The sequence below is a fragment of the Geobacillus sp. LEMMY01 genome, from assembly GCF_002042905.1.
GTDB classification, from domain to species: domain Bacteria; phylum Bacillota; class Bacilli; order Bacillales; family Anoxybacillaceae; genus Geobacillus; species Geobacillus proteiniphilus.
Window position 1 is genome coordinate 1 of the sequence record NZ_MVKA01000018.1, and the last position, 24,123, is coordinate 24,123.

Consider the following 24,123-nt stretch of genomic DNA (forward strand, 5'->3'; position numbering starts at 1 on the left):
GTTCGCCGAAGGGAAGGAATKTCATGGGCTGGACCGGGCCCGAAGCCGGGGCCTGGACGCCATGGAAGAACAGGCGCTGTTGACCGCCGTCGTGCAAAATCTGAAGCGATTGTGCCGGTTTCGAAAAAAACGAGGGGGGACCGGCTCTTTGGCGTGCGCAAAAACGGAATTTGGAGCAGGAAGTCCTGCTCGTCTTCCCGTCCTTTGGCGCCAAATGGCGGGGAGAATGGTCTCCAAAATTCGACATGAGGGAAGTCTATGCCCCATTAATTCACCGGCCTTCTAGAATCTTTGGAGGAGGTTCCAGCCCTAGAGCCGCAAAGAATTGAACCTGTTTGGCCGTCAGTTCGGTTCGTTGATCATGGCCTCCGTTTTTGGAAGAAAAATGTCCAAGCAAGAGATGCTCGCATGTAACTATTCAGCCCGTACATAGAAAAAATTTACGAGAGCCGGTTTGTTCGTACCTTCCTTGTCTATACTAATTACCATCATAGACATGGGAGGTGAACACAATGGCAAATGTTGCTTTTGGCTTCCAAGAAGCGGTCTTCACACTCGAAAGCATGGTGGCAAACATCGAACGTCAAGCACAGACCATCGAAAAACTCATCAACGAAAATAAACAGTTAAGACAAGAAAACCAGCAATTGAAAGCACGTATTGCAGAATTAGAAGCCCGTACGAAAAAAAACAGTACGAATAGTCATTTACCGCCGTCCTCTGACCGGTTTGGGGCGAAATCTCCTTCTCGCCAACCGTCGGAGAAACGGCCGGGAGGACAGCCAGGGCACCAAGGAACGACGCTCCGCCAAGCACCGAATCCTGACCATCGAGTCCTTCACCGTGTGACCCAATGCAAAGGATGTGGTCACTCTTTAGAACATGTCGATCCACTTCAAGTAGACATTCGCCAAGTGTTCGACCTCCCAGTGGTTCGCATGGAAGTCACTCAACATGAGCGGGAAATCAAGCGTTGTCCGGAATGCCGACTTGTCCAGCAGGCGGAGTTCCCTTTCTATGTCACCAATCATGTACAATATGGACCGGTCATCACTTCACTCCTGTTATACTGGAATCACGCGCAGTTGATTCCGTGCGAACGGATTACGGAGATGGTGAAAACATTATTTCATCATCCCATTAGTGCCGGAACGGTCGTGAACATGACGAGACGGTGGCAGCCTGTGTTAGAAGCAGCGATCGAAGAAATCGAAGCCGCGCTGCTCACCTCGAGCACGCTGCACGTCGATGAAACGAGCCTGCGTGTGAAGGGAACGAAACAATGGGTGCACGTCGCTTCCACTTCCAAGGAAACCCGATACGGGATTCATCGCTCGCGTGGCAAACAAGCGACGGATGACATCGGGATTTTGCCACGGTACAAAGGAACGATGGTACATGATGCGTATTCCGTATACCCGATGTATACGCAGGCGAGCCATGCCCTTTGCCACGCCCATCATCTCCGGGAGCTTCGGGAATATACCGAACTTTACCAGCACTCTTGGTCGAACAAGATGGCCGAAGCACTGTTGGAGATGAAACAGGCAGTGGAGAAAGCGGGCGGAGCCTTGCCGGAAGAGAAAGTCCGGTATTGGGAAGCGGTGTACGACGAGCTTCTTTCGAATGGACGCCGGGAACTCGATGAACGTTGCCGACAAGGCAGCCATCTAGGTGTCCGCAAAGCGGAAAATTTCATCCGGCGCCTAGAAAAGCGCAAGCAAGAAGCGCTTCTCTTCCTGCGAAAGAAAGAAGTGCCGTTTGACAATAACCAAGCCGAACGCGATTTACGGATGGTGAAAGTCAAACAAAAAATCTCTGGAACGTTTCGTCAGGAAGACGATGCCGAGGCTTTCTGTGTCATCCGCAGCGTCGTTTCCACCCTGCAAAAACACGGAAAGCCGGTGTGGGAATCGTTGCAAAGACTTCTAAGCGGAGAGCCTCTTCAAACGATTCTCCATTCCTCCTAGGGCATTTTCGATACTGGGAATGCCCTATTGGTGCTGGATTCTGAAAATCTCGCTAGTACTGGGCTGAATAGATACTTTCCATGATCTCTTCGACGGGGTATTCTCTTTTCAACCATTTCAAAGCGTGTTCTTGACGCGTCGACAATCTCACTTTCTCCATTTTTGTTCCTCCTTTTCTCTCTCGTTTCTCATCATGATCAGTTGATCGAACCATTCTTGGTCGCCAGTATCCAATGCGATATTCACCATGTCGTCGATATTCTCCCTCGTCAGTTCCCATTGATCCACAGGCGCCAATTGCCGGAGCAACATTTGTTTTCTTTTCCGAACGGGCTTTTCGTCGTGGTTAAGAGTAAACTGAACCATTCCCACGGGCGGCCTAACCCATTCGACGTAGCCCAACCATCCACAGTACGCACTATTTACGCTGACACAATACACCCAATCTCCCGGTTTTATCGATGTTTCACCATCGAGCCACTTTTTATCCGTCTCCTTCACCCTCTACCATCCCTTTCGTCAAAACGGTAAATCGTCATCGTTCATTTCGATCGGCTCCCCGTTATCAGCAAAAGGATCGTTAAACCATCCCTGTTCCTCTGGCGGCTTCATAAACGCTTCTCTCGCTCTCCCAGAGGCGTTTTTCTCTTGTTCGGGTGTCTCCCTATTCCCTTTCTGTTTCGCGTCCGAATTCGAAGCGTTGCGCGGCTCCAAAAACGTCGCTATATCCACCACGACCTGCGTATAATACGTCCTCCGTCCGTTCCGTTCATAGCTGCCCGTTTCCAATCGCCCGTCAATCCCGACCATGCTCCCTTTTCTCAAATAGTTTGCGATGTTCTCCGCCTGTTTTCGCCACGCGACGCAACGAATGAAATCAGCTTCCCGCACTCCATTTTGATTCGCAAACGGGCGTGTGACGGCCAGTGTAAATGTGACAACAGCCACTCCACTTGGTGTATATCGAAACTGCGGATCGTCCGTCAGCCGTCCTGTCAAAATGACGCGGTTAATCATGTCAATCCCTCGCTTTCTATTTCTCGGCAAACACAACATACGTAAACTTTTTTGGCCGGCTCTCTACGGTTTTAATCTCGATCAAACACTCACCATCCACCGATTTCTTTTCCTGCACAATGACGTACCATTTCTTCATTTTCTTCCCCTTTCATAAAGTTCTCGAAATTTTCCTTTAGCGGCTCTTTAATTAGCCCGTTTTCATACAAGTCGTATTCATCCGCCCAGTACCATTTCCCGAACATGTCTTCCCTCATCGCCATCAGCCTTTCCGCCAACGCTCGATTCTGATGGACAGCCCGATGGCAGCGGTAGTACAAAGGAGCAAGGTTTCTCCACTTCCCCCTTCCGCCTTGGGAGCGGAAACGGACATGGTGCGCCTCGATGCGCGGATCGCCGCACATCACGCAACGACAGCCAAACATTTCGATCATGCGGTTGTACTCGGTTTTGCTGATGCTTCCTCTCGTTTTTGGAGAAGGTGCTTTCCGTTTTCTTCGCTTCTCCGGCACTTTCTTGGGAACGGCACGCCATTCCTTGAAACTCACTCCCTCACCTCCTTTTGATAAAATCCGGCCAGTGACGGAAACGAATTCTTCGCCCTTGCCATCTCTCGAAAAGTCGTGAAACGATTGCCCATCGACATAGGGAAATCGATCGGATATTGAAAACAGTTTTTCGGTTCTATGCCGTATTTGTGCCGAACAAACGACTTTGCTTCTTCTTCATTTACGGCGAACACAAAGGCGAATCGCCCCTTCCCAACTTTCAATGAAAACACGCGAATTTCGCACACCTTCAAAGGGTTTTCCTCAACAAGACGTGTGATGGCGCGTGTGTCTTCTTCAGTCACGCTTTCCATAGCCGCTTCGAGTTCATCCATCGTGCTGTTGCGCCGTAGCCGTCCTGCGGACAAAAAGTAGTGAAGCGTATAGATAAGAGAAGCGGTTTCGTCACGAATGGCTTCTTTCATCAGTTCATGGACGGTATAAATCTTGGATCACCCCCGTGTTCCGGTTGTACGAAACCCGAACCGTCCCAACCGCCCCGTTGCGGCTCTTGGCCACAATGACTTCCGCTACGCGGGGATCAGCTTCGGCGTTGTAATAGTTGTCGCGGTATAGAAAGATCACCACGTCCGCGTCCTGCTCGATGCTTCCCGACTCTCGAATGTCCGACATCAACGGTCGCTTGTCGCTTCGCTTCTCTACATCTCGCGACAGTTGCGCCAGTGTGATGATCGGGCAACTGAATTCTTTTGCCGTCTCCTTGATCGCTCTGGAAATCTCGGTGACTTGCAAGTGCATGTTCCCGCCGTAGTACCGCTCTGGCCGTATCAACGTGAGATAGTCAATGAACACGACAGGCTTCCTGTCCGGAAATCGATTGATGGACTTTCTGATTTTCGAGCGAATGTCCGCGATGCTCTGTCCGGCGCCGTCAAAGATTTGCATGCGCGTTTCGGATGCCTTCCCAATGACTTCGATCCACATGCGCTTCTGTTCTTCCGACAAGTCGTGATACGGATTTCGCAATTTCATTCGATTGAATCCGCCAATCGAACCGATGAGCCGGTCGCGTATTTTGTCGGCCGCCATTTCAAGCGAAAACACGATAGGCAAGTACCCGTGCCATCCGACGCTCTTCGCGAAATGGATCATGAAGTCGGTCTTCCCCATGGACGGTCGCGCTGCCAAAATGATCGAATCGCCATCGTTGAAACCGTTCAGCATTTTGTCAAGTTCGCTAATGCCCGACGGCGCACCCATTTTCCGCTCGGTCGGCGTCCACGGCGCTTCGGCCACCTCATGCAACAAATCGCTGATGTCATGATGGTCGGTGATCCTCCCTTCGTTTAAACGAGTCAGCGCGGTTGTGATCTTGTCAATATCCCAATTTTCCTGCGCCGCCACAACAAGAATCCGCCGCTTCTCACGCTCTTTCCATTCGTCAAGAACCAACGCCTCGTATTGGTCGAATTTCGTTTCGTTTGCAAATGCGGATACCTCGTTGAGATAGGAGAGGCCGCCAAAGTCAGCCACATCTTCTGTCGTGGAAAGCGTCACAATATCCGGTTCGTCTCCTTGCTGTGCGATCCGCTTCATGGCGGCGAACAGCTTCCGGTGCTTCGGATCGCTGAAATGCGTTTCGGTCAGAACCGTTTCTTTGAGCAGGTAGGGACATTCAAGAAATGTCCCTAACACTGCTTTTTCTGCCTCGACACTCATTGTGTCCAGTCCTCTCCGGCGTTCATGTTGTGAACATACAGCTCATAATAAGCCGGCCGTTCCTCTCTATGGCAAAGTTCGGCGATCGTAGGCGGATAGGTATTTTCCTTGGCATGTCGCTTTGCGTTGGACAGCACCAAGTCGAACGGTTCGTCCGCCAACAAGTCGTACCAAATGTCTACTTTCTCTTTCGATACCTCGAAGTTTGAATAGACGAATGAAATGAGCTTCATGACGTGCTTCACTTGCTCTCTTGTCATGCCGGTTCTCCCCTTTGGCTAGAGTTCGTCCCAGTTGATCTCGGTTGGCGATTGCCGGCGGCGCTGCGCCTGTTTCCTCTTTTGCTCGAACATTTCGTTGTACTCTTTTACGTCCTCAAGAGTGAACAGCCCCATGAATTCGAAGTTTCGTAGAATGCTAGAAATGTAGCGTGCCGGATTCCGCGGCATTTGTTTCCGCGCCAATCGGATCGCTTCGACGATGATCTCTTCCGGTTCTTGAAATTGTCCACTTTCGATTATTTGTTCAAACTCCTGTTGCAAGATAGAAGGGGGCAGATAACCAAATGCTTTCTCGAATTCGGTAACAGGATTGCATTTGGTTTTTTCTTCTCTCGAAGTATCGTTTATCAATTCGCGCTTATCATCATCTATATTTGTAGTAGTCTTTGTAGTAATCTCTGTATTTGTCTGACGCTCTATCGCATAGGGTGTGACGTTAGAACGTAATACCTTATCCGTTGAAACGTCAGAACCTATTTCATCTGTCGTCATATCCTCTACTCCGTATGTGAATTCTGATAGTTTTTCCGGATTCAGCTCTATGAAAAGCACGTTAGTCAGTGTCATTCCATCTACATGGATGTTTCGGAATTCTCGTCGGATCAAACCTTTATCTTCTAACCGCTTTATAGCATCCTTCACCTGCCTTTTGGTGAAGCCAAACTGTTCAGCGAGGCTATCGTAGCTTCGTTGTAAAAGATCGGCCTTGAAACGTTTTCGAACCTCCTTGATTCGTCCTGTCGCTTCGTCCTTTATGAACATTGGCCGATACCAATATACAATTTCGGATAGAAGAACGATTGCAATCGTATCTGGCTTTCCATTCTCAAAAGTAATGGTGCTAAACCAATTGTGAGGGATTACCGTCCCAGCGAGATTGATTTTTGCTACTTTATCTACAATAGGATGTCCAGTCAGCATGTTGCCATCTCCTTTTATGGCGTCTTATCTTCCTTAACGCAAATCACTATTTGTTTTTCTCTATCTACATCGATCACTTTGAATTCTGGATGAACGATTTGGATGTATCCTCTGGCATAGGCTTCGTATTCCTTTTTCGTTCTAGCCATCCACGTATAGCAAAACGGCAAGGCTACTCGATATTCGAGCCCTTCTTTAAATGCCTTTTGAACCTTCTCTTTCTTCTTTCTTGTGGCCAATCGGTCTCATCTCCGAGTTTCAATGGTTCCCTATAAGAATCAAAGCGAGAATCGCGCCGGAAACAGCGTAGGGAAGCCACCCCAGCTTCGTTTCTCTTAAAATCGCGTCCGTATCCTCATCGGTTTCGAGGAAGCGCCAATACGCTTCCCCGAACCGTTTCATCCATGTTTTCATTCGAACCGCCCCGTTATGATCGAGATCGCTTTGCTTGCTTCCTCGACCGTCCATTCAGACGGTTCTTTGTCAACACCCATCGTTTCTTTGAGTTTTTCGTATAACTTTTCTTTTGGCCAATCGGCGGTTACTCTGCGAGAAATCAGCGTGTCGATGTATTCCAGTTGCTTTTCGCTCGCCTTTTTGGTTTTCCCGTTTTTGTCAAGCTGCCCATTTTGCTTTTCCTTCGTATCTCTCGCGTCGGGATCGTCCTCGTCAGTCGGAACACTGAAAAACTTCATGAGAAAGTATCGTTCCGTGTACGTCAAGGCACTGCCAAACGCTTTTGAAATGTCGTCTTGTTGTCCCATGTACTGCCAAGGGATTTCGATGCGATCGCTCGGATCGTCAGCGTTGATCCATACATATTTCATGTCGCCAGTGACAACAAAGTCTGTTTTTGGCCGTTCGCGTTTATTTTCTCTGTCCCATACGGTATAATTAAAAGTAGAGTGTGTTTGGTTGAGGACGATTGGGACGAGCAACACGCCCAATTCGTCCATTTTTTCTCGAATCTTTTTCAGCACCTGCGTGCCGGATACATAACGATAGCCGTACCCTTGCGAGTCTTTTACGAACACATCGACCGTTTTTCTAATTTCAACGAGTTTCTGATAGATATTGAGCGGTTTTGGTTGTTCAGCTGTTTTCGTCATCGAATTCTCACTCCTTTTTCTCGTTTTAGTTCAACGCCTGGAATTTGCTCTCCGTTTTTGATCCGCTCCAAAATGCCTTTTTTGTCCACCTCGACTTTTTGTTTCAAAAACTCCGCAGGGATCACCGACATATCTACAACATTCACGGACGGCGGATTATCCTGGATGTAAACTGTGATGGTCGGTCGCTTAATTTTTTGAATGCCTGCGTGCTCCAATTGCTCGACTAGATACGATTTCAGCCGTTTCACCTTATTTTCAATTGCTGTTCTTTTCTCGTTTAGTCGCTTTTCTTCTTCTCGAATGGCTTTCGCATCCGCTTCGAGGTTGCGGATCAACTTTGCAATGTTTTCCGCCTTGAGTTCGATTTCATCGCGAATCGCTTCTAATGTATCAACCAACGCCTCTGAATCCATTTCTTCAGCCATATTCAGCAATTCGGCATAGTTGGCTGCTAGTTCGTACAGCTTCATGAGCGCTCTCCCCTTTACAGGTCTTTAGTAATGCTTCAATTCGCCGTGTTCTAAACAAAACGCCATCGCGCAAGAGCGGTCGTAATGTACGAGAAGGCCGTCTGGAAACTCAATGTATCCTTCGCCTTCGACAATGTCGGAGAAGCATCCGGCACATTCGCCGATCACTCTCGGTTCTTCCCATTTCACGTTAAGCGTCATCGGATTTTCCACAGCCATTTATAACAGCCCCTTTCTCTTTAGAAGGTCGATTTGATTTCTGACTGATGGTATTGTACGGTTGAGCATCTCTGACAACGTTCTGACCGGTAAATGAATATTGTCGAGCAGTATCCGTCGTTCTTCCTCTGTCCATTTCTTGATCCTCTTGTCTTTCGGGCGCTGACTGGCATCATTGATAAGCCACTCTCCAAGCGTCCGCATTTCTTTATAGACATCGCATGTTTCGCATTGCTGTACATATCGACTGCTGTTGCGAAGACCTCCATACGGACATTTGCGGCATATGTTTAGAAGTTCCCCTATGCGGACACGTGCTTTTGTTTTATCATCATTCCGCAATGAACCACCCCCTTTCCCCTAATGCCTATATTCAGACGCAGGAGACAGGCAACATTGGCCAAAAACATGAGGCAATTTGGAAAAACAGGACAACATCCCGCGCCTGAGGATAGGCACTAAGGAGTAGTTGGCAAAGAAGGTGAGCCGCCCTCTTTGCCCTTCCCCTTTTTTTCTCTCAAGGTTGAATCGACTCATTCGAGGTTCAAAACTCGTATTTGCTATCCTCCCAACCGCACTCATCGCATTCTGCTTCCCAAACGTACCCTTTTCCCTCAACGATTTCCACTACTTCCCAACGAGCTTCTGCGCCACAACGTGGGCATTCCATATTCATGTTTTTCACCTCCGTTTCACTCGAGTCCGAAGCGTTCCAAAAGCTCTGGGCATGCCTTAATCGCATCACGAATGGTACTCAATCCAACACTGTTGACCCACTCAACACCACGCCGACTGTGAATGCCGATTTCCACGATGAAGTTTTTGCTGATCCCGTTAATGTTGTAGGAGATGTTTCCATTGCCGTAGTCAATCGCTTCTATGCTAAAAATGCTGATGATTCGCTCTTTGTCTATGATGTCATCCGCCAACTTCTTGGTCTCTTCCGGCAACTCATTGAACGAAAGTTTTTTGACTTGCATGAGGATCCCCCTTTTTCAAAAAGATGTCTCGAAAATGCTTTTGAAGAAATTCCTCCATCTTCGATGCAATGAAGCACCAACGTTCACCTTTCCGTTCCGGGTAGTACACGAAGCCACCATTTTCAATGTCGAGCATCGGCTTGTAGCGAGGGTGTAGCAGGATATGCTCCTTCAGCCAATCCTCGCTGTAGCCGGTGTGTTCCTTTAGGTCTTGCATCGACCACCAGACTTTGCTTTTCACTTCGTCTCCCCCTTCACGCCGTTTCTTTCTTCAGCAATAACCGGAACGTCTCTCTTCCTTTTGGCGTGATCAGCGTTTGCACGTCTGCCTTGCCGTTTCGCTCCCACTCTTTCAGCTCGAATAGCTCGGGAACATACGCCGCGTATGGCTTGAGCTTCCCTTTCTGATCGCGATACACAAATTTGTTCTCCAAAAGCCAGTTGATGAAGTACCGTTCCTTGATTTTCAGTTCTTTCGCCGTGTCGCGGAAATTCGTCAGCAAGTTCCGGTCAACCAGCGCATCGAAATACTCCACTTTCGGCTTCATCGCCGCGATCTGTTCGTTTTGTCGCCGCACCGTTTCCAACATGCCGCGGAACATCATTTTCGTTTGTTCGTCCGCGAACGGAAGATACGTATTGATGAACATTTCATCATTCGAGACATAGCCGCCAGTTTTGCGGATGGTTGGAAGGACTTCATCAAACACCCACGATTCAAACTTTTCGGCCTCTGGAAGTTTACTTCGAGCAATTAAACGATAGAGATTTCCTTCGGTGATGAATTTCTTTTGTTGCTCACCACCGGCTGTAGGGGCTGAACGAATCGTTACCCCCTTTTCTTTGCAATGATCCTTGATCGCTTTATGCGGATTGGTGTATCCCAAAATAATTGCTACGTCTGTCGCCGGAAAATAAATCTCGCCGTTTTCCACTAACACTTGCAACTCGCCAAACATTTCATGGTTGAAAGCTCGAATTTCTGTCAATTGCGCAATCCTCCTTACCCGGCTGTTTTTTTCTCTTGTAATTCATGAGTTACAACTTGTGTAAAAAAAATATCCTCTACCTTTTTTCCAAAGAATTGCGCGATAGCATACATCAATTCATACGATGGAGCCCTTTTTAACTTCCCTCTTTCGATTTTGTGTATCGTTTGACGGGTTGTTCCAACGGCCTTTGCTAGCTCTTCTTGAGTAATATCAAAAGACCGGCGAACATCCCTCAAGCAGTTTTTCACTCTATCACCTCCTGTCGATTTTAATTGTAACTCAAGGATTACAATTAGTCAACTATGAATTACAAAGAAATAATTCACTCTATGTAAATTTTGATTTACAATATGTAATGTAAAAGTTACATTTTAGGGAGGAGTTCAGATTAATGAAAAGCCTAGGTGAACTTTTAAGGGAATTACGAGGGAATGCTTCCCTTAGAGAGGCAAGTGAACGTATCGGCATTAGCCATAATTATTTACGGAATTTAGAAAAAGGGATAGATCCGAGAACGAAAACACCCATCAATCCCTCTGCTGAAACATTAAAAAAAATTGCCAAGGCTTATGACTACCCGTATGAAGAACTATTGAAAGTCGCTGGATACCTCGATGATAACGACAAACCCAAGCTCCCCGAACTTACCGAGAAAGACGAGCGCGACATCCAAAAGGAGCTGGAAAAGATCATCAATGGACTCAAGACAGGAAGTGGATTTGCTGCATTCGGCGGAGTGGACATCGACGAACTCGACGCAGAAGATCGGGAACTACTGATCGCATCTCTAGAAAACTCGCTCCGCCTCGCCAAGCGCATCGCAAAGCAAAAATTCACGCCGAAGAAATACCGAAAAGAATAACCATCTCCAGGGGGTTCGCTATGGCTGAAAAGATCAAACAAATTGTAGAGAAGATGATCCGAAAGCACGGCACGAACAACCCCTTTGAGATCGCATCGCAGAAAGGCATAGTGCTGTTATTTGAACCACTAGGCGGGATATACGGGTATCATCATACGTTCCGTCGGATTCAAATCATCCATATTAACGATGAGTTGGACGAGCCTATGAAACGCTTCGTCTGTGCCCATGAACTAGGACATGCGATTCTGCATCCCGAACTTAGCACTTCATTTTTGCGAAAAAACACACTTTTCTGCATGGACAGGGTGGAGCGAGAAGCCAACGAATTTGCGGTGGAATTGCTTCTGTCGGATAATGTGCTGTATACATACCGCGGCACTGACGCAACCATTTATGAGGCCGCCGCGGCGTATGGCATCCCCAAGGAGGTGGTGCATCTAAAAAATTTTGACCACTGAACCAAACATATATTCTACACTTTTGCAAGGGGAGGAGATGACATGGCTAGCATTCAAAAAACCAAGAGCGGCTGGCGCTATCGCGTTTCGTATAAGGAGAATGGGAAATACAAAACGAAAACGAAAGGCGGTTTTCGCACCAAAAAGGAGGCGGAGCTTGCGGCCGCTGAATTGGAGAAACAGCTCCACAAAGGATACGACATCAATGCTGGGGATCAGCTTTTTCCTGAATATATGCGGAATTGGTTCGAGCTGTACAAAAAGGGGAAATACAGCTTGGCGCATGAAAGGAATATTGAGTTATCCGTCGAGTTAGTTGAGAAATATTTCGCCGGAGTTAAACTGAAAGATTTAACGCGCGATATGTACCAAAAGTTCATCAATGAAATCGGCAAAAACCACACAACAGCGACGGTACGAAAGCGACACACGTATATTCGATCATGCCTCCGCGATGCAATTGAGGAAGGGATCATCACCCGTGATCCGACGTATAAAGTTATCATCAAAGGGGAAGTGGAGACAAAATCGGACGAATTGAAGTATCTCAATTTCGACGAAGTGAAAAGGCTTGTAGCAGAAATCAAAAAAGGCATGAAACCCAAATATATGTCCCGATACATCATTTTATTCGCAATCGCTACTGGAGCCCGTTTTTCGGAAATTATGGGGCTTACATGGGATTGCGTCGACTTTAAAAACAAAACGATCACGATCAATAAAACGTGGGATTTCAAGGATAAAAATGACTTTAGCGATACAAAAACATTCGATTCAAAACGAACCATTACGATCGATGACGAGACGTTAAATATGCTCAAAGAACTGCGAAAACATCAAAATGAATTGGCGATGAAAACCGGATTAAGAAACACGAAAAATTTAGTATTCATCAACACAAAGATGGAAATTGTAACGAATAACGCGGTCAATAAAACATTGCGTGCACTGTGCAAAAAAGTCAGGGTTAAACCAATTACTTGTCACGGCCTCCGACATACTCATGCGTCCATGCTTTTGTATAAGGGAGTGAATATCAAATACGTTTCCCGGCGGCTGGGACATAAAGATATTGTGACCACCTTGCAAACGTATTCGCACATTTTAGACGAGATGGAACAAAAAGAGTCCCGTCAAGTTGATCTCGCGATGGAGGAGCTGTATCATGCCAAATAGTCGTGCAAAATTCGTGCAAAATTTTTTCGGATTCTATCGGTTTTTTCGGGATTCCCAAAAAATGAAAAACGACCGCAAACGCGGTCGTATCAAGGGATTTGGGAATCTCAATCCGAACTTGTCGGATAGTTGGAACGCCCTCGGCAGGATTCGAACCCACGCTAAGAGAACCGGAATCTCTCGTGCTATCCACTACACTACGAGGGCATATCGTTTCATTATTTCTCTGTTTCGTTCCGTCGCATGTTCTATTATAGCAGGATCGTGCGAAAATGCAAGAGGAAAAATGCAATAAAAAACAGGAAAAATTGAACCTTTGTTCCTTTCACATCAATGCCACCGCCACAGGCAACTGGTTAAAAAAATAAAAAAGCGGTTATGATGAAAAAAGGGATGTTTGCCGCCAGCCGCGAATATGTTATAAAGGATGGGGAAGGTCGTTTTGTTTGACCTTCATTGACCATGCCTGTATGATTAAAGCGTACATATCGATCCATTAGGATGGAAAAGGAGGCGTTTTTTCATGTATTTGATCCCGACTGTCATCGAACAGACGAACCGCGGGGAACGGGCGTACGACATTTATTCGCGCTTATTGAAAGACCGAATCGTGTTCCTTGGCAGCCCGATCGACGACCAAGTGGCCAACTCGATCGTGTCGCAGCTGTTGTTTTTGGCGGCGGAAGACCCGGACAAAGATATTTCCTTGTACATCAACAGCCCGGGCGGCTCGATCACAGCCGGCTTGGCGATTTACGACACGATGCAGTTCATCAAACCGGATGTTTCAACGATTTGCATCGGCATGGCCGCTTCCATGGGGGCGTTTTTGCTTGCCGCCGGTGCGAAAGGGAAACGGTTCGCCTTGCCCAATAGTGAAATCATGATCCACCAACCGCTCGGCGGCGCCCAAGGGCAAGCGACGGAAATCGAAATTGCGGCGAAGCGCATTTTGTTCTTGCGTGACAAATTGAACCGCATTTTATCGGAAAACACCGGCCAGCCGATCGAAGTGATCGAGCGCGATACGGACCGCGACAACTTTATGACCGCGCAAAAAGCGATGGAATACGGCATCATTGACCGCGTGTTGACGCGCGCTGATGAAAAATAAGGCATGCACACATTGGCAGAACCGCTATAGAGCTGCGTCTGCACCGACATTGACGAAAAAAGGCTGCTTCCGACAAAAACGGAGCAGCCTTTTCCATTCCTTTCCCCGCCAGCCCCACATGCTGCTTTACTTTTCCTTTTGCACATAGGCAGCGAGCTTTTCAATCGCTTCTTGCTCATCCGGACCGTCGGCAATGAGCGTGATCACCGCTCCATGGCCGATGGCGAGGCTCATCAAGCCCATAATGCTTTTCGCGTTGACTCGCTTTCCGTCTTTTTCCAAAAACACATCGGCAGAAAAGCGGTTCGCTTCTTGGACGAACAACGCCGCCGGACGCGCCTGCAGCCCGGTTTTTAATTTCACTTCCACTTGTTTTTCCACCATTCTCCATCTCCCCTTTACAGCGATTTATGGAAATCGACCGGCTTTCCGGCCCGCAGTCGTTCCGCGATCTCATCAATTTTGCGCAGGCGGTGGTTGATGCCGGATTTGCTGATTTTTCCACCGGCAACCATCTCGCCGAGCTCTTTCAGCGTCACGTCTTGATGCTCGATGCGAAGTTTCGCGATTTCCCGCAGCTTGGCCGGCAGCGAATCAAGGCCGATCGTTTCATCAATATAGCGGATGTTCTCCACCTGGCGGAGCGCGGCGCCGATCGTTTTGTTCAAATTCGCGGTCTCGCAATTGACGAGCCGGTTGACCGAGTTGCGCATGTCGCGGACAATGCGAATGTCCTCAAAGCGGAGCAGCGCTTGATGGGCGCCGATAATGTTCAAAAACTCGGCGATTTTTTCCGCCTCTTTTAAATACGTAATAAACCCTTTTTTCCGTTCCAACGTTTTCGCATTTAAAAAAAAGTGGCTGTTCATCAATTCGCATAACGCCCGGTTATGCTCCTCATACAGCGAAAAAATCTCCAAATGGTATGACGACGTCTCCGGGTTGTTGACCGAACCGCCGGCCAAAAATGCGCCGCGCAAATACGAGCGCTTGCAGCATTTTTTCTTGACGAGTTCCGGAGAAATGTCATGGATGAGCGAAAAATCGCCGTTCACAATGTAAAGCTCGCGAAGGAGTGCGGCCGCACCGTCGGTCACGCGGACGATGTAGACGTTGTTTTTTTTCAAGCGCATTTTCTTGCGGACAAACAGCTCGACTGCGACATCATACCCTTTTTTCAGCAGCGTATAAATGCGCCGAGCGATCGCCGCATTTTCCGTCTGGACATCGATGGCCATTCGCCCGCCGGAAAACGACAGTGAACCGTTCATGCGCAAAAGCGCCGACAGCTCCGCCCGCAAGCAGCAAGGCTTCACCTCTAAATGGGTCAATTCCTTTTTCGTTTCCGATGCAAAAGACACGATCGCTCCACCTCCATTCGTTCCCCGCATCCGGCCGGTGGAGGTGCCTGACATTCGGCGCGGCCATCGGAAGCATCGCCGCCCATAATGACGCTTTACGGCCTACTCGGGCCCCGCCTTTAACGGTGAGGGAGAAGCCCGAGAAGAAGGGCGGCGACTTTCGCCGTATTATGGCGAATGACCCCATCCTCGTACGTGACAATATCGTCGCGGATGACTTGCAACGAAAGCCCGCTGCTGTCGTCACGCACCGGCTCGGCCCGCTCCGCCTCGTAGCGGCGGCGGATCGCTTCCGGGATCGCTCCGCTGTTGATGATCACCACATCCAAAAACGGGCCGCCAAGATGAGCATGAAGCGCCTCCACATGGTCGCTCACCGTATAGTGCGGCGTCTCGCCGGCCTGAGTCATAATGTTGCATATATATACTTTTTTCGCCTTCGCCTTGCATACTTCCTGCCCGATTTTCGGTACGAGCAAATTCGGCAAGATGCTTGTGTACAAGCTGCCCGGCCCGATGACGATCAAATCGGCGCGGCGGATGGCATCAACCGTCTCCGGCAGCGGCTCAATATCCTCTGGGGTTAAAAACACCCTCTTAATTTTTTTCCCCGCACTCGGGATTTTTGACTCGCCAGAGACAACGGAACCATCTTCCATCTCCGCGTGCAAGACGACGCTTTTGTTCGCCGCCGGCAGCACTTGGCCGCGCACGTTCAACACTTTGCTCATCTCACGGATCGCCTTGACAAAGTCGCCGGTGATCGATGTGAGCGCCGCCAAAATCAAATTGCCGAGCGAATGGCCGGATAAGCCGTTGCCGTTTTGAAAACGGTGCTGGAACAGCTCGACAATGAGCGGTTCGACGTCAGACAGCGCGGCCAATACGTTGCGGACATCCCCGGGCGGCGGAATGTGCAGCTCATCGCGCAGCCGCCCGGAACTTCCGCCATCATCGGCGACGGTGACAATGGCGGTCAAATCCAACTCATGCTGCTTCAGCCCCCTCAGCAGGACGGGAAGCCCGGTGCCGCCGCCGATGACGACCAGTTTCGCTGCTTGTTCGTTCCTCATCGGTGTATGTCCTTTCTCCTCTCCATGTCCCGGTGCGAGACAACGGTTTTATAGTCAGCCGAAAAATGGCGGGCGATATATTCGGCGAGCGCCACCGAACGGTGCTGGCCGCCCGTGCAGCCGATGGCGATCACCAGCTGGCTTTTTCCTTCGCGCTGGTAATACGGCAGCATAAACGACAACAAGTCGATCAGCTTTTCCAAAAACTTTTGCGTTTCCCCCCACTTGAGCACGTAGGACGATACGTCGTCATCCAACCCGGTTTTCGGACGCATATGTTCAATGTAATGCGGGTTCGGCAAAAAGCGGACGTCAAACACCAAATCTGCATCAATTGGAATGCCGTACTTAAACCCAAACGACATGACGTTGATGGTAAACCCGGATTGAGCGTGCGATGAAAACTGGCGGATGATTTTCTCCCGCAGCTCGCGCGGCTTCAGTCCGGTCGTATCGTAAATGATCTGCGCCCGCCCTTTCAGTTCTTCGAGCAGCTTCCGCTCCAAACGGATTCCTTCAAGCGGGGGCTCGTTCGGCGCAAGCGGATGCGTCCGCCGCGTTTCTTTGTAGCGGGCCACCAACGTCGAATCTTGGGCGTCCAAGAACAACACCTGGGGGATGACCCACGCTTGCTCAGCCAGCTCATCGAGCGCAGCGAACAAATGATCGAAAAAGTCGCGGCTACGCAAATCCATGACAAGGGCGACTTTGTTCATTTTATTCCCGGATTCTTTGACGAGCTCCAAAAATTTCGGCAGCAGCGTCGGCGGCAAGTTGTCAATACAAAAAAAGCCGAGGTCTTCGAAGCTTTGAATCGCCACCGTCTTTCCCGCGCCGGACATGCCGGTGATAATGACGAGCTGAATCGGCTGCAACGCCCCGTTTTGTCCCATCTCCGCCCCTCCTCTCCATCAGCTCGGATCGAGCCGATATGAAAGCAACTCGAATTCCTCTGTATAGACAAACACCCCGTACATGACCCCTTTGCCTTTCAAGGCGTAGTCCAAAATATGGTAGTCGCCAGGGGCCATCGGCAGCGTCGAAAGCGTCTCCACCTGATGCCAAGCGAGCGTCCCTTCTTCGGAAGACGGCACGTTTTCGCCAATGAAGTCGTCGGCGAAAAACGTAAACATCATCCACTCCGACACCGTTTCGTCCCCATTTTTCATCACGATCGTAAAGACGCCTTTCAGCTCCGGATTTTTCAAGTAAATGCCCGTCTCTTCCCGATATTCGCGAATGCACGCTTCTCGCACCGTCTCGCCAAGCTCCATTTTGCCGCCCGGGGCGACCCACCAGCCGCGCTTCGGCTTTTGCAAAAGCAGCACTTGGCCGTCTTTATATAATACGCAGTTTGTCACCCGTTGCAATTTGTTCACCCCAACCATTCCGCAAACACGCACATAATCATCTTTATTTTACCATAAATAGTTAGGCCGCTCCACATTCAAACCGTTGGAAAACACCCCACCGACAGCTTCTCCGATGACTCGGCGGAAAGCCAACCGGCAGAACCAGAGTTGCCAGCAAAAAAGAGACGCGGACAAACGCCCGCGCCGAATCAAGGATCTATATAAAAGGGGGTCAATTACTTACTTATAGCATACGATACTTCTATTGCATTCGTGTTACATCTGGGTTAAATCACCATTACGGTTTTGTTGCGGTTTCGTTACCGACTCAGCTGACCCCTTGCTTATTGAGCTTTTCTTTCAGTTCCTCAACGTAATGCTGGGCGCTTTGCGCGGCGATGCTGCCGTCGCCGGTAGCCGTCACGATTTGCCGGAGCGTTTTTTCCCGCACATCACCGGCGGCGAAAATGCCCGGCACTTTCGTCTCCATCTTTTCGTTCGTGACGATATAGCCGTTTTCATTCGTGATGCCAAGATTGGCAAACGGCTTCGAGAGCGGCACCATCCCGATGTAAATGAAGACGCCGTCGCACGGAAATTCGCGCTCCTCGCCCGTTTGCGTATGCACAAGCGTCACGCTGCCGACTTTTCCATCCTTTTCGTTGATTTGTTTCACCGTATGGTTCCAGATGAAATCAATTTTTTCATTGGCGAACGCCCGGTCTTGCAAAATTTTTTGCGCCCGCAGCTTGTCGCGGCGGTGAACGATCGTCACTTTATTGGCAAACCGCGTCAAATAGACGCCCTCTTCGACCGCCGAGTCGCCGCCGCCGACGACGACCAAATTTTTCCCTTTGAAAAACGCCCCGTCGCACACCGCACAGTACGAAACACCGCGGCCGCCGAGCTCTGCTTCCCCCGGTACGCCGAGTTTTTTATATTCAGCTCCGGTGGCGATGATGACGGCGCGGGCCTTGTACTCTTTGTCGCCGACGATGACCGTTTTGTACGCCTCGCCGTCAATGACTTCCTTCACATCGCCATACGCATACTCCGCGCCGAATTTTTTCGCATGCTCAAACATTTTTGTCGCCAATTCGGGGCCTAAAATCGTCTCAAAGCCAGGATAGTTCTCGACTTCCTCGGTATTGACCATTTGCCCGCCTGGGACGCCGCGCTCGATCATCAGCGTCGACAAGTTGGCGCGCGATGTATACACAGCCGCCGTCAGCCCTGCCGGCCCAGCTCCGGCAATAATGACATCGTAAATTTTTTCGTCTGCCACACCGTCCACTCCTTCGCTCGAGAATCATTCCATTTTCATCGTATAGAAGTCGATTCGTACTGTCTATTGATTTGCTCATGTATATAGCCGGCGCGCTTTTTGCACGTATTTTTGCACCGTCGCCGCCGAAACGCCGTATTTGGCCGCCATCTCTCTTTGCGTCACACGCTCTCCTTGCTGTCGGCGCCAAATGTATTCGATCGCCGCCGCCCACGCGGCCCCGTTCGCAAACGGCTCGCGATCAGCCGACGGATGGACGGCCATCGCGAAGGCGAAGCGGCAGAGCGCTTCCTTTCCCTCATTATGTGCCGAAAGCGCATCGACCATGCGGCCGATGTTCGCCGCCCAAGCGGACGGGCCATCGGTTAAGCCAAACAAAAAGCAGTCGATAAACGGGCGCAGACGGGGATCGGACGGCAAGAGGCGGCATACCGCAAGCGACATCGATGGCTCTTTCGCCTGCGGCGAGCGGCTGAACAAGTACAATCCGTACAGACGGTCGGCCAGCTCGTCGCCCTCCAGCCAAGCCATCAAGCGGATGAGCGCCTCATCCACCGGCGCTGAAACGGTCCATGGCTCCTCACCGCGTTTTTCGGGATGGAGGGTGGTAAGCATCTCCCACATTTGCCGAGCGAGCGGCTCATGGCCAGTATAGTAGGCAGCGCAAGCAAGCCAATAATAAAATGGCCCATCACCGTCAAAGCCTTGTTTATACAAACGGTGCAGCCAACGGAACGCCAAATCGAACCGCCCGACAAGCGCGAACGTCGCCCCGAGCTTGTATTGATGCTCACGAAAAAACGGATACAAACCGGCCAGCGTCTCGCAAAGCGCGGCCGCCTGTTCTTCCTCACGCAAGTAATAGGCGAAGACAAGTGCGTTGCAAAGCGCATGCAAATTGCCGGGATCGCGTTTGAGCACTTCACGCACTTTCTGTTTCGCTTTGTCGACATCGCCGCTGTAAAAATAGGCAAGCGCCAAATTGTTATGCGCCGACCAAACGTCCGGATAGCGCGCGACGAGCGCTTCAAGCGCTTCAATCGCTTCCGCAAACCGCTCCTCCTCAAGCAAACGGCGGGCTCGATCCTCCAGCACCATCAGCTGCTCCTGCTCTTCCGTCCATTCCGGGCCATCGAGCCGAAGCAGCTCAAGCAAGTCAGCGGCATCGTCGGCAAACTCTCCGGCCGGCTCTTGCGCCAAATAACGCTCCGCGTATTGCCTCGCTTCGCGAAACAAGCCGAGACAGGCGAAATTGTTCGCCAAAAAATACAAACAGTCGTACATCGTTTCGTCCAAATCGTGGATAATTTTGAACAGCCATTGATTGGAAAATTGATATTCACCAAGCTCCGACAGCACAAGGGCAAGCTGCAAGGCGAATGAGGCGTCGCGCTCATCCAAACGGACGGCGCGCTCAAAATATTTCCTCGCCTTTTCCAAATCGCCTTGGTCGTATGCTTTCATTCCTTTTTTAAAAAAGTAATCCCCGCTTTGGATGAACGGTACAATCGTCGCTTTTCGTGATGATCGCTTCAGTTGTTTTCCCATTCTGTCCTCCGTCGTCCGTAAAATTCGTCGAACAACAGTATACCATATCGGCGGCGAAAACAGGCAAGAAACTTCAGGAATCCGGTTTTTCCGTGCAAAAAAGGAACGCCGGCGCGATGGCAGACGTTCCTTTTTCTCCCCGAACCATCTTGTTATTTTTTGTCGCCCGCTCCCGCCTTTTGCGCGTGCCGCTCGGCAAGCGTCTCCAACACCGCGTCAAGCGGCAACTTTTGTTCGCGCAACAGCACAAGCAAATGGTACAATAAGTCGGCTGCTTCCCATTTCAATTCCTCGTGGTTTTGGTTTTTGGCGGCGATGATGACTTCCGCCGCTTCTTCGCCGACTTTTTTCAAAATCTTATCGACGCCTTTTTCAAACAAATATGTCGTGTACGACCCTTCCGGCCGTTCGGCGTCGCGCTTGGCGATGATCTGTTCCAACTCGTTCAAAATGGCGAATCGATCGGCAGCCGGCGTGCGCGCCGCGCCGTCCAGCGAGCGGGAAAAGCAGGAATACGACCCGGTATGGCAGGCCGGACCGGCCGGCTCGACGAGAACGAGCAGGGCGTCGGCGTCGCAGTCGTAGCGGATGTCGACAACGCGCTGCACGTTCCCAGATGTCGCCCCTTTATGCCATAGTTCTTGGCGCGAGCGGCTGTAAAACCATGTTTCTCCGGTCTCCAGCGTTTTTTCAAGCGACTCTTTGTTCATATAGGCGAGCGTGAGCACTTCCTTGCTTTGCGCATCTTGGACGATCGCGGGTACAAGCCCTTTTTCATCAAAGCGAATGTCCGCCGTCATCGCACGTTCACCCCTCTTTCTTTCAAGTACGCTTTCACTTGTCCGACCGACGTTTCTTTGTAATGGAAAATCGATGCCGCGAGCGCCGCGTCTGCTTTCCCCTCTTCAAAAGCTTGAAGGAAATGCTCCGCCTTGCCGGCGCCGCCCGAGGCGATGACCGGAACCGAGACCGCTTCACTCACTTTGCGCGTCAACTCAATATCAAAACCGTTTTTGCCGCCGTCCGCGTCCATGCTCGTCAACAAAATCTCCCCGGCGCCAAGGCGGACCGCTTCCTGCGCCCAAGCGACGACTTCCCAGTCCGTGGCGTTGCGGCCGCCGTGCGTATAGACGCGCCATGAACCAAGCGTTTCATCGTATTTCGCGTCAATGGCGACGACGATGCATTGCGAGCCGAAAAAGTCCGCCCCTTCGGTGATCAAGGTCGGATGGAGCACCGCGGCGGTGTTGAGCGACACTTTGTCGGCCCCGGCGCGCAACATGCGCTTCATGTCATCAAGCGAGTGGATGCCGCCGCCGACCGTAAACGGAATCGCTAGCTGGGCGGCGACGCGCTCGACGACATCCACCATCGTTTTCCGCCCTTCATGGGAAGCGGAAATGTCCAAAAACACAAGCTCGTCCGCCCCTTGCTCATCGTACGCCTTCGCGAGCTCCACCGGATCGCCGGCATCGCGCAGCTGGACAAACTGCACCCCTTTGACGACGCGGCCGTCTTTCACATCGAGACACGGGATGATGCGCTTCGTGATCATCGTTCGTTCACCGCCTTGAGCGCTTCCGTGAGCGTAAACTGATTCGTATAAAGCGCCTTGCCGACGATCGCGCCGCCGATGCCTTGTCCAGCATATTGGCGGAGCGCGCGCAAATCGTCAAGCGAGCTGACGCCGCCAGAAGCGATTACTTCTTTTCCCGTCGCCTCGGCCAATCGGACCGCGGCGGCGATGTTCGGGCCCGACAGCGTGCCATCGGTCGCAATATCGGTGAAAATAAACGTCTCCGCCCCCGCCTCGGCGAGCATCCGCCCGAGCTCTTCCGCTTTCACGTTCGACGTCGCAATCCACCCTTCCGTCGCCACGAAGCCGTCGCGGGCGTCAATGCCAATCACGATGCGGCGGCCGTATTTTTGGAGCATCTTTTTCACAAACGGCGGGTCGGAAATGGCCGCGCTTCCTAAAATGACGCGAGCGACCCCGTTTTCTAAATAATACACGATATCCTCTTCCGTCCGGATGCCGCCGCCCACTTGCACATGGACGGAAAGGCGCCGAGCCGCTTCAATGACAAACCGGTCGTTGACGCGGCGCCCTTCTTTCGCTCCGTCCAAATCGACCATATGAATCCACTCCGCCCCTTGGGCGGCGAATTGCTCGGCCATCGCGACCGGCGAATCGCCGTACACCGTTTCTTTGTTGTAATCGCCTTGCAGCAGGCGGACGCATCGGCCGCCGCGCATATCGATCGCCGGATAAATCGTAAACGCCGCCATCAGCCGTTCCCCCTTCCCGTGACGATGCCGACATAATTGTTCAAGATGCTCATGCCGACCGCGCCGCTTTTTTCCGGATGAAACTGTGTGCCAAACACATAGCCGCGCCCGACGACCGCCGGAACATCAACGTCATATTCACTGCTCGCGAGCACGACGTCCTCATCCCCCGGAACGACATAATACGAATGGACAAAATAGACATGCCCTTCCTCGACGCCATTAAGGAGCGGCGACGGACGATGGAAACGGAGCCGGTTCCAGCCCATGTGCGGCACTTTATATGGCTCGCCGGTTTTCGTGACGCCCGGAAAGCGGACGACGCGGCCGCGAAGCAAGCCAAGCCCTTTTGTCGGCCCATTTTCCTCGCTTTCGTCAAACAATAGCTGCATCCCTAAACAAATGCCGAGCAGCGGCGTGCCGTTTTCAGCCGCCGAACGGATGAAAGCGGCTAGGCCTGTCTCATTTAAAATGTGCATCGCATCGCGAAACGAGCCGACACCGGGCAAAATCAGCCCGCGCGCCTGCTCCAGCTCCTCTTTGTCGCCGCTTAGGACATACGGACAGCCGAGCCGCTCGAGCGCTTTGCTGACGCTGTATAAGTTGCCCATGCCATAGTCGATGATCCCGATCATCGTCATCCCATTCCTTTCTTCGCTGATCCATGCCAATCGATCGTTTTCCCTCATTCACCGAACAACTTGATGACGGCATGCCTTTTATGAACGGCGCTCCTTTCACGCGCGGGCCTCTCCTTGGCGCCCGGCCGCATTCCCTTTGCCCGCGGAACTCTTTCCCCACGGGGGCGCCGCACTAGATCGGCTACAGCATCCCTTTTGTCGACGGAACACCTTTGACGCGCGGGTCGATCATCGTTGCTTCATCCAACGCCCGCCCGAGCGCCTTAAACACCGCTTCGATCATATGGTGCGTATTGCGCCCGTAATGGACGATGACATGCAAGTTCATCCGCGCCTCAAGCGCCAGTTTCCACAAAAACTCATGCACGAGCTCGACATCAAACGCGCCGACTTTCGCTGCCGGAAACTCGCCGCGAAACTCAAAATGCGGGCGATTGCTCAAGTCGATCACAACTTGCGCCAAGGCGTCATCCATCGGCACAAACGCATTGCCATACCGCTTGATCCCTTTTTTGTCGCCAAGCGCTTCCTTGATCGCCTGTCCGAGGCAAATGCCGATGTCTTCAGTCGTATGGTGGTCGTCAATATGCGTGTCGCCTTTGGCCTCAATGCGCAAATCGAACTGGCCGTGCTTGGCGAACAAATCGAGCATATGGGTTAAAAACGGCACGCCCGTTTCCAGTTCCGCCTTCCCTTCGCCATCCAACGAAAGCGATAATTGAATGCTCGTCTCGTTCGTCGTTCTCGCGATCGTCGCTTCCCTTGCCATCA

At 50.9% G+C, this 24,123-nt stretch carries 34 protein-coding genes and 1 tRNA gene; 6 read left to right on the forward strand and 29 right to left on the reverse strand.

Going from position 1 to position 24,123, the window contains the following annotated elements; all coding sequences use genetic code 11:
• Together B1A75_RS10115 and B1A75_RS10120 are read left to right on the forward strand one after the other, a co-directional pair.
• On the forward strand, window positions 1-286 hold a 286-nt coding region (locus B1A75_RS10115; RefSeq protein ID WP_176202402.1), incomplete at its 5' end, for a transposase.
• A 226-nt stretch (window positions 287-512) separates the two neighbouring features.
• Complete coding sequence (locus tag B1A75_RS10120) at window positions 513-1,970, forward strand: IS66-like element ISGka4 family transposase (protein ID WP_011229486.1); 1,458 nt, start codon at window positions 513-515, stop codon at window positions 1,968-1,970.
• 147 nt (window positions 1,971-2,117) lie between these two features.
• Here the strand turns inward: B1A75_RS10120 and B1A75_RS10125 are convergent, their stop codons facing one another.
• The 16 genes from B1A75_RS10125 to B1A75_RS10200 form a co-directional block, all read right to left on the reverse strand.
• Window positions 2,118-2,471 (reverse strand): hypothetical protein, encoded by a 354-nt coding sequence (locus tag B1A75_RS10125; RefSeq protein WP_254866622.1) that lies wholly within the window; start codon window positions 2,469-2,471, stop codon window positions 2,118-2,120.
• Window positions 2,472-2,489: 18 nt separating this feature from the next.
• Window positions 2,490-2,987, reverse strand: a complete 498-nt coding sequence (gene ssb, locus B1A75_RS10130) for a single-stranded DNA-binding protein (protein ID WP_079936143.1) — start codon at window positions 2,985-2,987, stop codon at window positions 2,490-2,492.
• 89 nt (window positions 2,988-3,076) lie between these two features.
• The gene (locus B1A75_RS10135; RefSeq protein WP_079936144.1) at window positions 3,077-3,535 is read right to left on the reverse strand and encodes an HNH endonuclease; all 459 of its coding nucleotides are present in this window, start codon (window positions 3,533-3,535) and stop codon (window positions 3,077-3,079) included.
• Entirely contained in the window at window positions 3,532-3,960 is a 429-nt protein-coding gene (locus tag B1A75_RS10140) for a hypothetical protein (RefSeq protein ID WP_079936145.1), read from the reverse strand. Before B1A75_RS10140 ends, B1A75_RS10135 begins: the two co-directional genes overlap by 4 nt.
• A 4-nt stretch (window positions 3,961-3,964) precedes the next feature.
• A complete protein-coding gene (locus B1A75_RS10145) occupies window positions 3,965-5,215 on the reverse strand; it encodes a replicative DNA helicase (RefSeq protein WP_079936146.1) in 1,251 nt (416 codons plus the stop codon).
• Complete coding sequence (locus tag B1A75_RS10150) at window positions 5,212-5,475, reverse strand: replicative helicase loader/inhibitor (RefSeq protein ID WP_079936147.1); 264 nt, start codon at window positions 5,473-5,475, stop codon at window positions 5,212-5,214. The genes B1A75_RS10145 and B1A75_RS10150 overlap by 4 nt, the downstream gene beginning before the upstream one ends.
• Before the next feature lie 18 nt (window positions 5,476-5,493).
• A complete protein-coding gene (locus B1A75_RS10155) occupies window positions 5,494-6,417 on the reverse strand; it encodes a DnaD domain protein (protein ID WP_079936148.1) in 924 nt (307 codons plus the stop codon).
• Window positions 6,418-6,431: 14 nt separating this feature from the next.
• Window positions 6,432-6,656 (reverse strand): hypothetical protein, encoded by a 225-nt coding sequence (locus B1A75_RS10160; RefSeq protein ID WP_079936149.1) that lies wholly within the window; start codon window positions 6,654-6,656, stop codon window positions 6,432-6,434.
• Between the two features lie 19 nt (window positions 6,657-6,675).
• Window positions 6,676-6,831 (reverse strand): hypothetical protein, encoded by a 156-nt coding sequence (locus B1A75_RS19900; protein WP_176202403.1) that lies wholly within the window; start codon window positions 6,829-6,831, stop codon window positions 6,676-6,678.
• The gene (locus B1A75_RS10165) at window positions 6,828-7,526 is read right to left on the reverse strand and encodes an ERF family protein (protein WP_079936150.1); all 699 of its coding nucleotides are present in this window, start codon (window positions 7,524-7,526) and stop codon (window positions 6,828-6,830) included. The genes B1A75_RS19900 and B1A75_RS10165 overlap by 4 nt, the downstream gene beginning before the upstream one ends.
• Window positions 7,523-7,999: a siphovirus Gp157 family protein gene (locus B1A75_RS10170; protein WP_079936151.1), complete on the reverse strand. Its 477-nt coding sequence runs from the start codon at window positions 7,997-7,999 to the stop codon at window positions 7,523-7,525. Before B1A75_RS10170 ends, B1A75_RS10165 begins: the two co-directional genes overlap by 4 nt.
• Window positions 8,000-8,023: 24 nt before the next feature.
• Window positions 8,024-8,218: a hypothetical protein gene (locus tag B1A75_RS10175; protein WP_008881991.1), complete on the reverse strand. Its 195-nt coding sequence runs from the start codon at window positions 8,216-8,218 to the stop codon at window positions 8,024-8,026.
• Between the two features lie 692 nt (window positions 8,219-8,910).
• Window positions 8,911-9,198, reverse strand: a complete 288-nt coding sequence (locus B1A75_RS10185) for a hypothetical protein (RefSeq protein ID WP_079936153.1) — start codon at window positions 9,196-9,198, stop codon at window positions 8,911-8,913.
• Window positions 9,170-9,439, reverse strand: a complete 270-nt coding sequence (locus tag B1A75_RS10190) for a DUF771 domain-containing protein (protein WP_303048389.1) — start codon at window positions 9,437-9,439, stop codon at window positions 9,170-9,172. Before B1A75_RS10190 ends, B1A75_RS10185 begins: the two co-directional genes overlap by 29 nt.
• Before the next feature lie 13 nt (window positions 9,440-9,452).
• Window positions 9,453-10,187: a phage antirepressor KilAC domain-containing protein gene (locus tag B1A75_RS10195; RefSeq protein WP_176202404.1), complete on the reverse strand. Its 735-nt coding sequence runs from the start codon at window positions 10,185-10,187 to the stop codon at window positions 9,453-9,455.
• 14 nt (window positions 10,188-10,201) lie between these two features.
• Window positions 10,202-10,438 carry a helix-turn-helix transcriptional regulator gene (locus tag B1A75_RS10200; protein WP_015985936.1) on the reverse strand — a complete coding sequence of 79 codons (237 nt, stop codon included), beginning with the start codon at window positions 10,436-10,438 and terminating at the stop codon, window positions 10,202-10,204.
• 143 nt (window positions 10,439-10,581) lie between these two features.
• Between B1A75_RS10200 and B1A75_RS10205 the strand changes: the two genes are divergently transcribed.
• From B1A75_RS10205 to B1A75_RS10215, 3 genes are read left to right on the forward strand one after another with little or no spacing between them, the layout of a single operon-like run.
• On the forward strand, window positions 10,582-11,052 hold the full coding sequence (locus B1A75_RS10205; protein WP_079936154.1) for a helix-turn-helix domain-containing protein: 471 nt from the start codon (window positions 10,582-10,584) through the stop codon (window positions 11,050-11,052).
• A gap of 20 nt (window positions 11,053-11,072) precedes the next feature.
• A complete protein-coding gene (locus B1A75_RS10210; RefSeq protein ID WP_079936155.1) occupies window positions 11,073-11,513 on the forward strand; it encodes an ImmA/IrrE family metallo-endopeptidase in 441 nt (146 codons plus the stop codon).
• A gap of 42 nt (window positions 11,514-11,555) precedes the next feature.
• Window positions 11,556-12,689 carry a tyrosine-type recombinase/integrase gene (locus tag B1A75_RS10215; protein ID WP_079936156.1) on the forward strand — a complete coding sequence of 378 codons (1,134 nt, stop codon included), beginning with the start codon at window positions 11,556-11,558 and terminating at the stop codon, window positions 12,687-12,689.
• Between the two features lie 135 nt (window positions 12,690-12,824).
• On the opposite strand, the gene B1A75_RS10220 is transcribed toward B1A75_RS10215, so the two are convergent.
• Window positions 12,825-12,896: transfer RNA gene (locus tag B1A75_RS10220), tRNA-Arg, on the reverse strand.
• Window positions 12,897-13,212: 316 nt separating this feature from the next.
• On the opposite strand from B1A75_RS10220, the gene clpP reads away from it, so the two are divergent.
• Window positions 13,213-13,803: an ATP-dependent Clp endopeptidase proteolytic subunit ClpP gene (clpP, locus tag B1A75_RS10230; protein ID WP_011232532.1), complete on the forward strand. Its 591-nt coding sequence runs from the start codon at window positions 13,213-13,215 to the stop codon at window positions 13,801-13,803.
• 126 nt (window positions 13,804-13,929) lie between these two features.
• Here the strand turns inward: clpP and B1A75_RS10235 are convergent, their stop codons facing one another.
• The 12 genes from B1A75_RS10235 to hisB all read right to left on the reverse strand — a co-directional run bounded on the left by B1A75_RS10235 (window position 13,930) and on the right by hisB (window position 24,121).
• Window positions 13,930-14,187 (reverse strand): HPr family phosphocarrier protein, encoded by a 258-nt coding sequence (locus tag B1A75_RS10235; RefSeq protein ID WP_011232533.1) that lies wholly within the window; start codon window positions 14,185-14,187, stop codon window positions 13,930-13,932.
• Window positions 14,188-14,201: 14 nt separating this feature from the next.
• Window positions 14,202-15,164 carry a DNA-binding protein WhiA gene (whiA, locus tag B1A75_RS10240; RefSeq protein WP_074044611.1) on the reverse strand — a complete coding sequence of 321 codons (963 nt, stop codon included), beginning with the start codon at window positions 15,162-15,164 and terminating at the stop codon, window positions 14,202-14,204.
• Window positions 15,165-15,283: 119 nt separating this feature from the next.
• Window positions 15,284-16,237: a gluconeogenesis factor YvcK family protein gene (locus tag B1A75_RS10245; protein WP_074044610.1), complete on the reverse strand. Its 954-nt coding sequence runs from the start codon at window positions 16,235-16,237 to the stop codon at window positions 15,284-15,286.
• On the reverse strand, window positions 16,234-17,130 hold the full coding sequence (gene rapZ, locus B1A75_RS10250) for an RNase adapter RapZ (protein ID WP_074044609.1): 897 nt from the start codon (window positions 17,128-17,130) through the stop codon (window positions 16,234-16,236). Before rapZ ends, B1A75_RS10245 begins: the two co-directional genes overlap by 4 nt.
• An 18-nt stretch (window positions 17,131-17,148) precedes the next feature.
• Entirely contained in the window at window positions 17,149-17,625 is a 477-nt protein-coding gene (locus B1A75_RS10255; protein WP_074044608.1) for an NUDIX hydrolase, read from the reverse strand.
• Between the two features lie 292 nt (window positions 17,626-17,917).
• On the reverse strand, window positions 17,918-18,874 hold the full coding sequence (gene trxB / locus B1A75_RS10260; protein WP_074044607.1) for a thioredoxin-disulfide reductase: 957 nt from the start codon (window positions 18,872-18,874) through the stop codon (window positions 17,918-17,920).
• A gap of 75 nt (window positions 18,875-18,949) precedes the next feature.
• Window positions 18,950-20,422, reverse strand: a complete 1,473-nt coding sequence (locus tag B1A75_RS10265) for a tetratricopeptide repeat protein (protein ID WP_074044606.1) — start codon at window positions 20,420-20,422, stop codon at window positions 18,950-18,952.
• A 152-nt stretch (window positions 20,423-20,574) separates the two neighbouring features.
• Window positions 20,575-21,222 carry a bifunctional phosphoribosyl-AMP cyclohydrolase/phosphoribosyl-ATP diphosphatase HisIE gene (hisIE, locus tag B1A75_RS10270; RefSeq protein ID WP_074044605.1) on the reverse strand — a complete coding sequence of 216 codons (648 nt, stop codon included), beginning with the start codon at window positions 21,220-21,222 and terminating at the stop codon, window positions 20,575-20,577.
• Entirely contained in the window at window positions 21,219-21,977 is a 759-nt protein-coding gene (gene hisF / locus B1A75_RS10275) for an imidazole glycerol phosphate synthase subunit HisF (RefSeq protein ID WP_074044604.1), read from the reverse strand. The genes hisIE and hisF overlap by 4 nt, the downstream gene beginning before the upstream one ends.
• Window positions 21,974-22,711, reverse strand: coding sequence for a 1-(5-phosphoribosyl)-5-[(5-phosphoribosylamino)methylideneamino]imidazole-4-carboxamide isomerase (gene hisA, locus B1A75_RS10280; protein WP_079936157.1), 738 nt, complete (start codon window positions 22,709-22,711; stop codon window positions 21,974-21,976). Before hisA ends, hisF begins: the two co-directional genes overlap by 4 nt.
• Window positions 22,711-23,352, reverse strand: coding sequence for an imidazole glycerol phosphate synthase subunit HisH (gene hisH / locus B1A75_RS10285; protein WP_079936163.1), 642 nt, complete (start codon window positions 23,350-23,352; stop codon window positions 22,711-22,713). Before hisH ends, hisA begins: the two co-directional genes overlap by 1 nt.
• 181 nt (window positions 23,353-23,533) lie before the next feature.
• Window positions 23,534-24,121, reverse strand: coding sequence for an imidazoleglycerol-phosphate dehydratase HisB (hisB, locus tag B1A75_RS10290; protein WP_074043143.1), 588 nt, complete (start codon window positions 24,119-24,121; stop codon window positions 23,534-23,536).
• Between the last annotated feature and the right edge of the window lie 2 nt (window positions 24,122-24,123).

What these genes read in the sequence shown, in the direction of transcription:
- B1A75_RS10210 (WP_079936155.1), top strand. Translation starts at nt 11,073, where the DNA reads ATGGCTGAAAAGATCAAACAAATTGTAGAGAAGATGATCCGAAAGCAC.
- hisB (WP_074043143.1), bottom strand. Translation starts at nt 24,121, where the DNA reads ATGGCAAGGGAAGCGACGATCGCGAGAACGACGAACGAGACGAGCATT.
- B1A75_RS10155 (WP_079936148.1), bottom strand. Translation starts at nt 6,417, where the DNA reads ATGCTGACTGGACATCCTATTGTAGATAAAGTAGCAAAAATCAATCTC.
- B1A75_RS10170 (WP_079936151.1), bottom strand. Translation starts at nt 7,999, where the DNA reads ATGAAGCTGTACGAACTAGCAGCCAACTATGCCGAATTGCTGAATATG.
- hisH (WP_079936163.1), bottom strand. Translation starts at nt 23,352, where the DNA reads ATGACGATGATCGGGATCATCGACTATGGCATGGGCAACTTATACAGC.
- B1A75_RS10120 (WP_011229486.1), top strand. Translation starts at nt 513, where the DNA reads ATGGCAAATGTTGCTTTTGGCTTCCAAGAAGCGGTCTTCACACTCGAA.
- B1A75_RS10265 (WP_074044606.1), bottom strand. Translation starts at nt 20,422, where the DNA reads ATGGGAAAACAACTGAAGCGATCATCACGAAAAGCGACGATTGTACCG.
- B1A75_RS10185 (WP_079936153.1), bottom strand. Translation starts at nt 9,198, where the DNA reads ATGCAAGTCAAAAAACTTTCGTTCAATGAGTTGCCGGAAGAGACCAAG.
- B1A75_RS10255 (WP_074044608.1), bottom strand. Translation starts at nt 17,625, where the DNA reads ATGGTTGGGGTGAACAAATTGCAACGGGTGACAAACTGCGTATTATAT.
- B1A75_RS10165 (WP_079936150.1), bottom strand. Translation starts at nt 7,526, where the DNA reads ATGACGAAAACAGCTGAACAACCAAAACCGCTCAATATCTATCAGAAA.
- B1A75_RS10145 (WP_079936146.1), bottom strand. Translation starts at nt 5,215, where the DNA reads ATGAGTGTCGAGGCAGAAAAAGCAGTGTTAGGGACATTTCTTGAATGT.
- B1A75_RS10235 (WP_011232533.1), bottom strand. Translation starts at nt 14,187, where the DNA reads ATGGTGGAAAAACAAGTGGAAGTGAAATTAAAAACCGGGCTGCAGGCG.
- rapZ (WP_074044609.1), bottom strand. Translation starts at nt 17,130, where the DNA reads ATGGGACAAAACGGGGCGTTGCAGCCGATTCAGCTCGTCATTATCACC.
- hisA (WP_079936157.1), bottom strand. Translation starts at nt 22,711, where the DNA reads ATGGCGGCGTTTACGATTTATCCGGCGATCGATATGCGCGGCGGCCGA.
- ssb (WP_079936143.1), bottom strand. Translation starts at nt 2,987, where the DNA reads ATGATTAACCGCGTCATTTTGACAGGACGGCTGACGGACGATCCGCAG.
- B1A75_RS10175 (WP_008881991.1), bottom strand. Translation starts at nt 8,218, where the DNA reads ATGGCTGTGGAAAATCCGATGACGCTTAACGTGAAATGGGAAGAACCG.
- hisIE (WP_074044605.1), bottom strand. Translation starts at nt 21,222, where the DNA reads ATGACGGCGGACATTCGCTTTGATGAAAAAGGGCTTGTACCCGCGATC.
- B1A75_RS10150 (WP_079936147.1), bottom strand. Translation starts at nt 5,475, where the DNA reads ATGACAAGAGAGCAAGTGAAGCACGTCATGAAGCTCATTTCATTCGTC.
- B1A75_RS10140 (WP_079936145.1), bottom strand. Translation starts at nt 3,960, where the DNA reads ATGAAAGAAGCCATTCGTGACGAAACCGCTTCTCTTATCTATACGCTT.
- B1A75_RS10205 (WP_079936154.1), top strand. Translation starts at nt 10,582, where the DNA reads ATGAAAAGCCTAGGTGAACTTTTAAGGGAATTACGAGGGAATGCTTCC.
- hisF (WP_074044604.1), bottom strand. Translation starts at nt 21,977, where the DNA reads ATGATCACGAAGCGCATCATCCCGTGTCTCGATGTGAAAGACGGCCGC.
- B1A75_RS10215 (WP_079936156.1), top strand. Translation starts at nt 11,556, where the DNA reads ATGGCTAGCATTCAAAAAACCAAGAGCGGCTGGCGCTATCGCGTTTCG.
- B1A75_RS19900 (WP_176202403.1), bottom strand. Translation starts at nt 6,831, where the DNA reads ATGAAAACATGGATGAAACGGTTCGGGGAAGCGTATTGGCGCTTCCTC.
- B1A75_RS10245 (WP_074044610.1), bottom strand. Translation starts at nt 16,237, where the DNA reads ATGAGGAACGAACAAGCAGCGAAACTGGTCGTCATCGGCGGCGGCACC.
- clpP (WP_011232532.1), top strand. Translation starts at nt 13,213, where the DNA reads ATGTATTTGATCCCGACTGTCATCGAACAGACGAACCGCGGGGAACGG.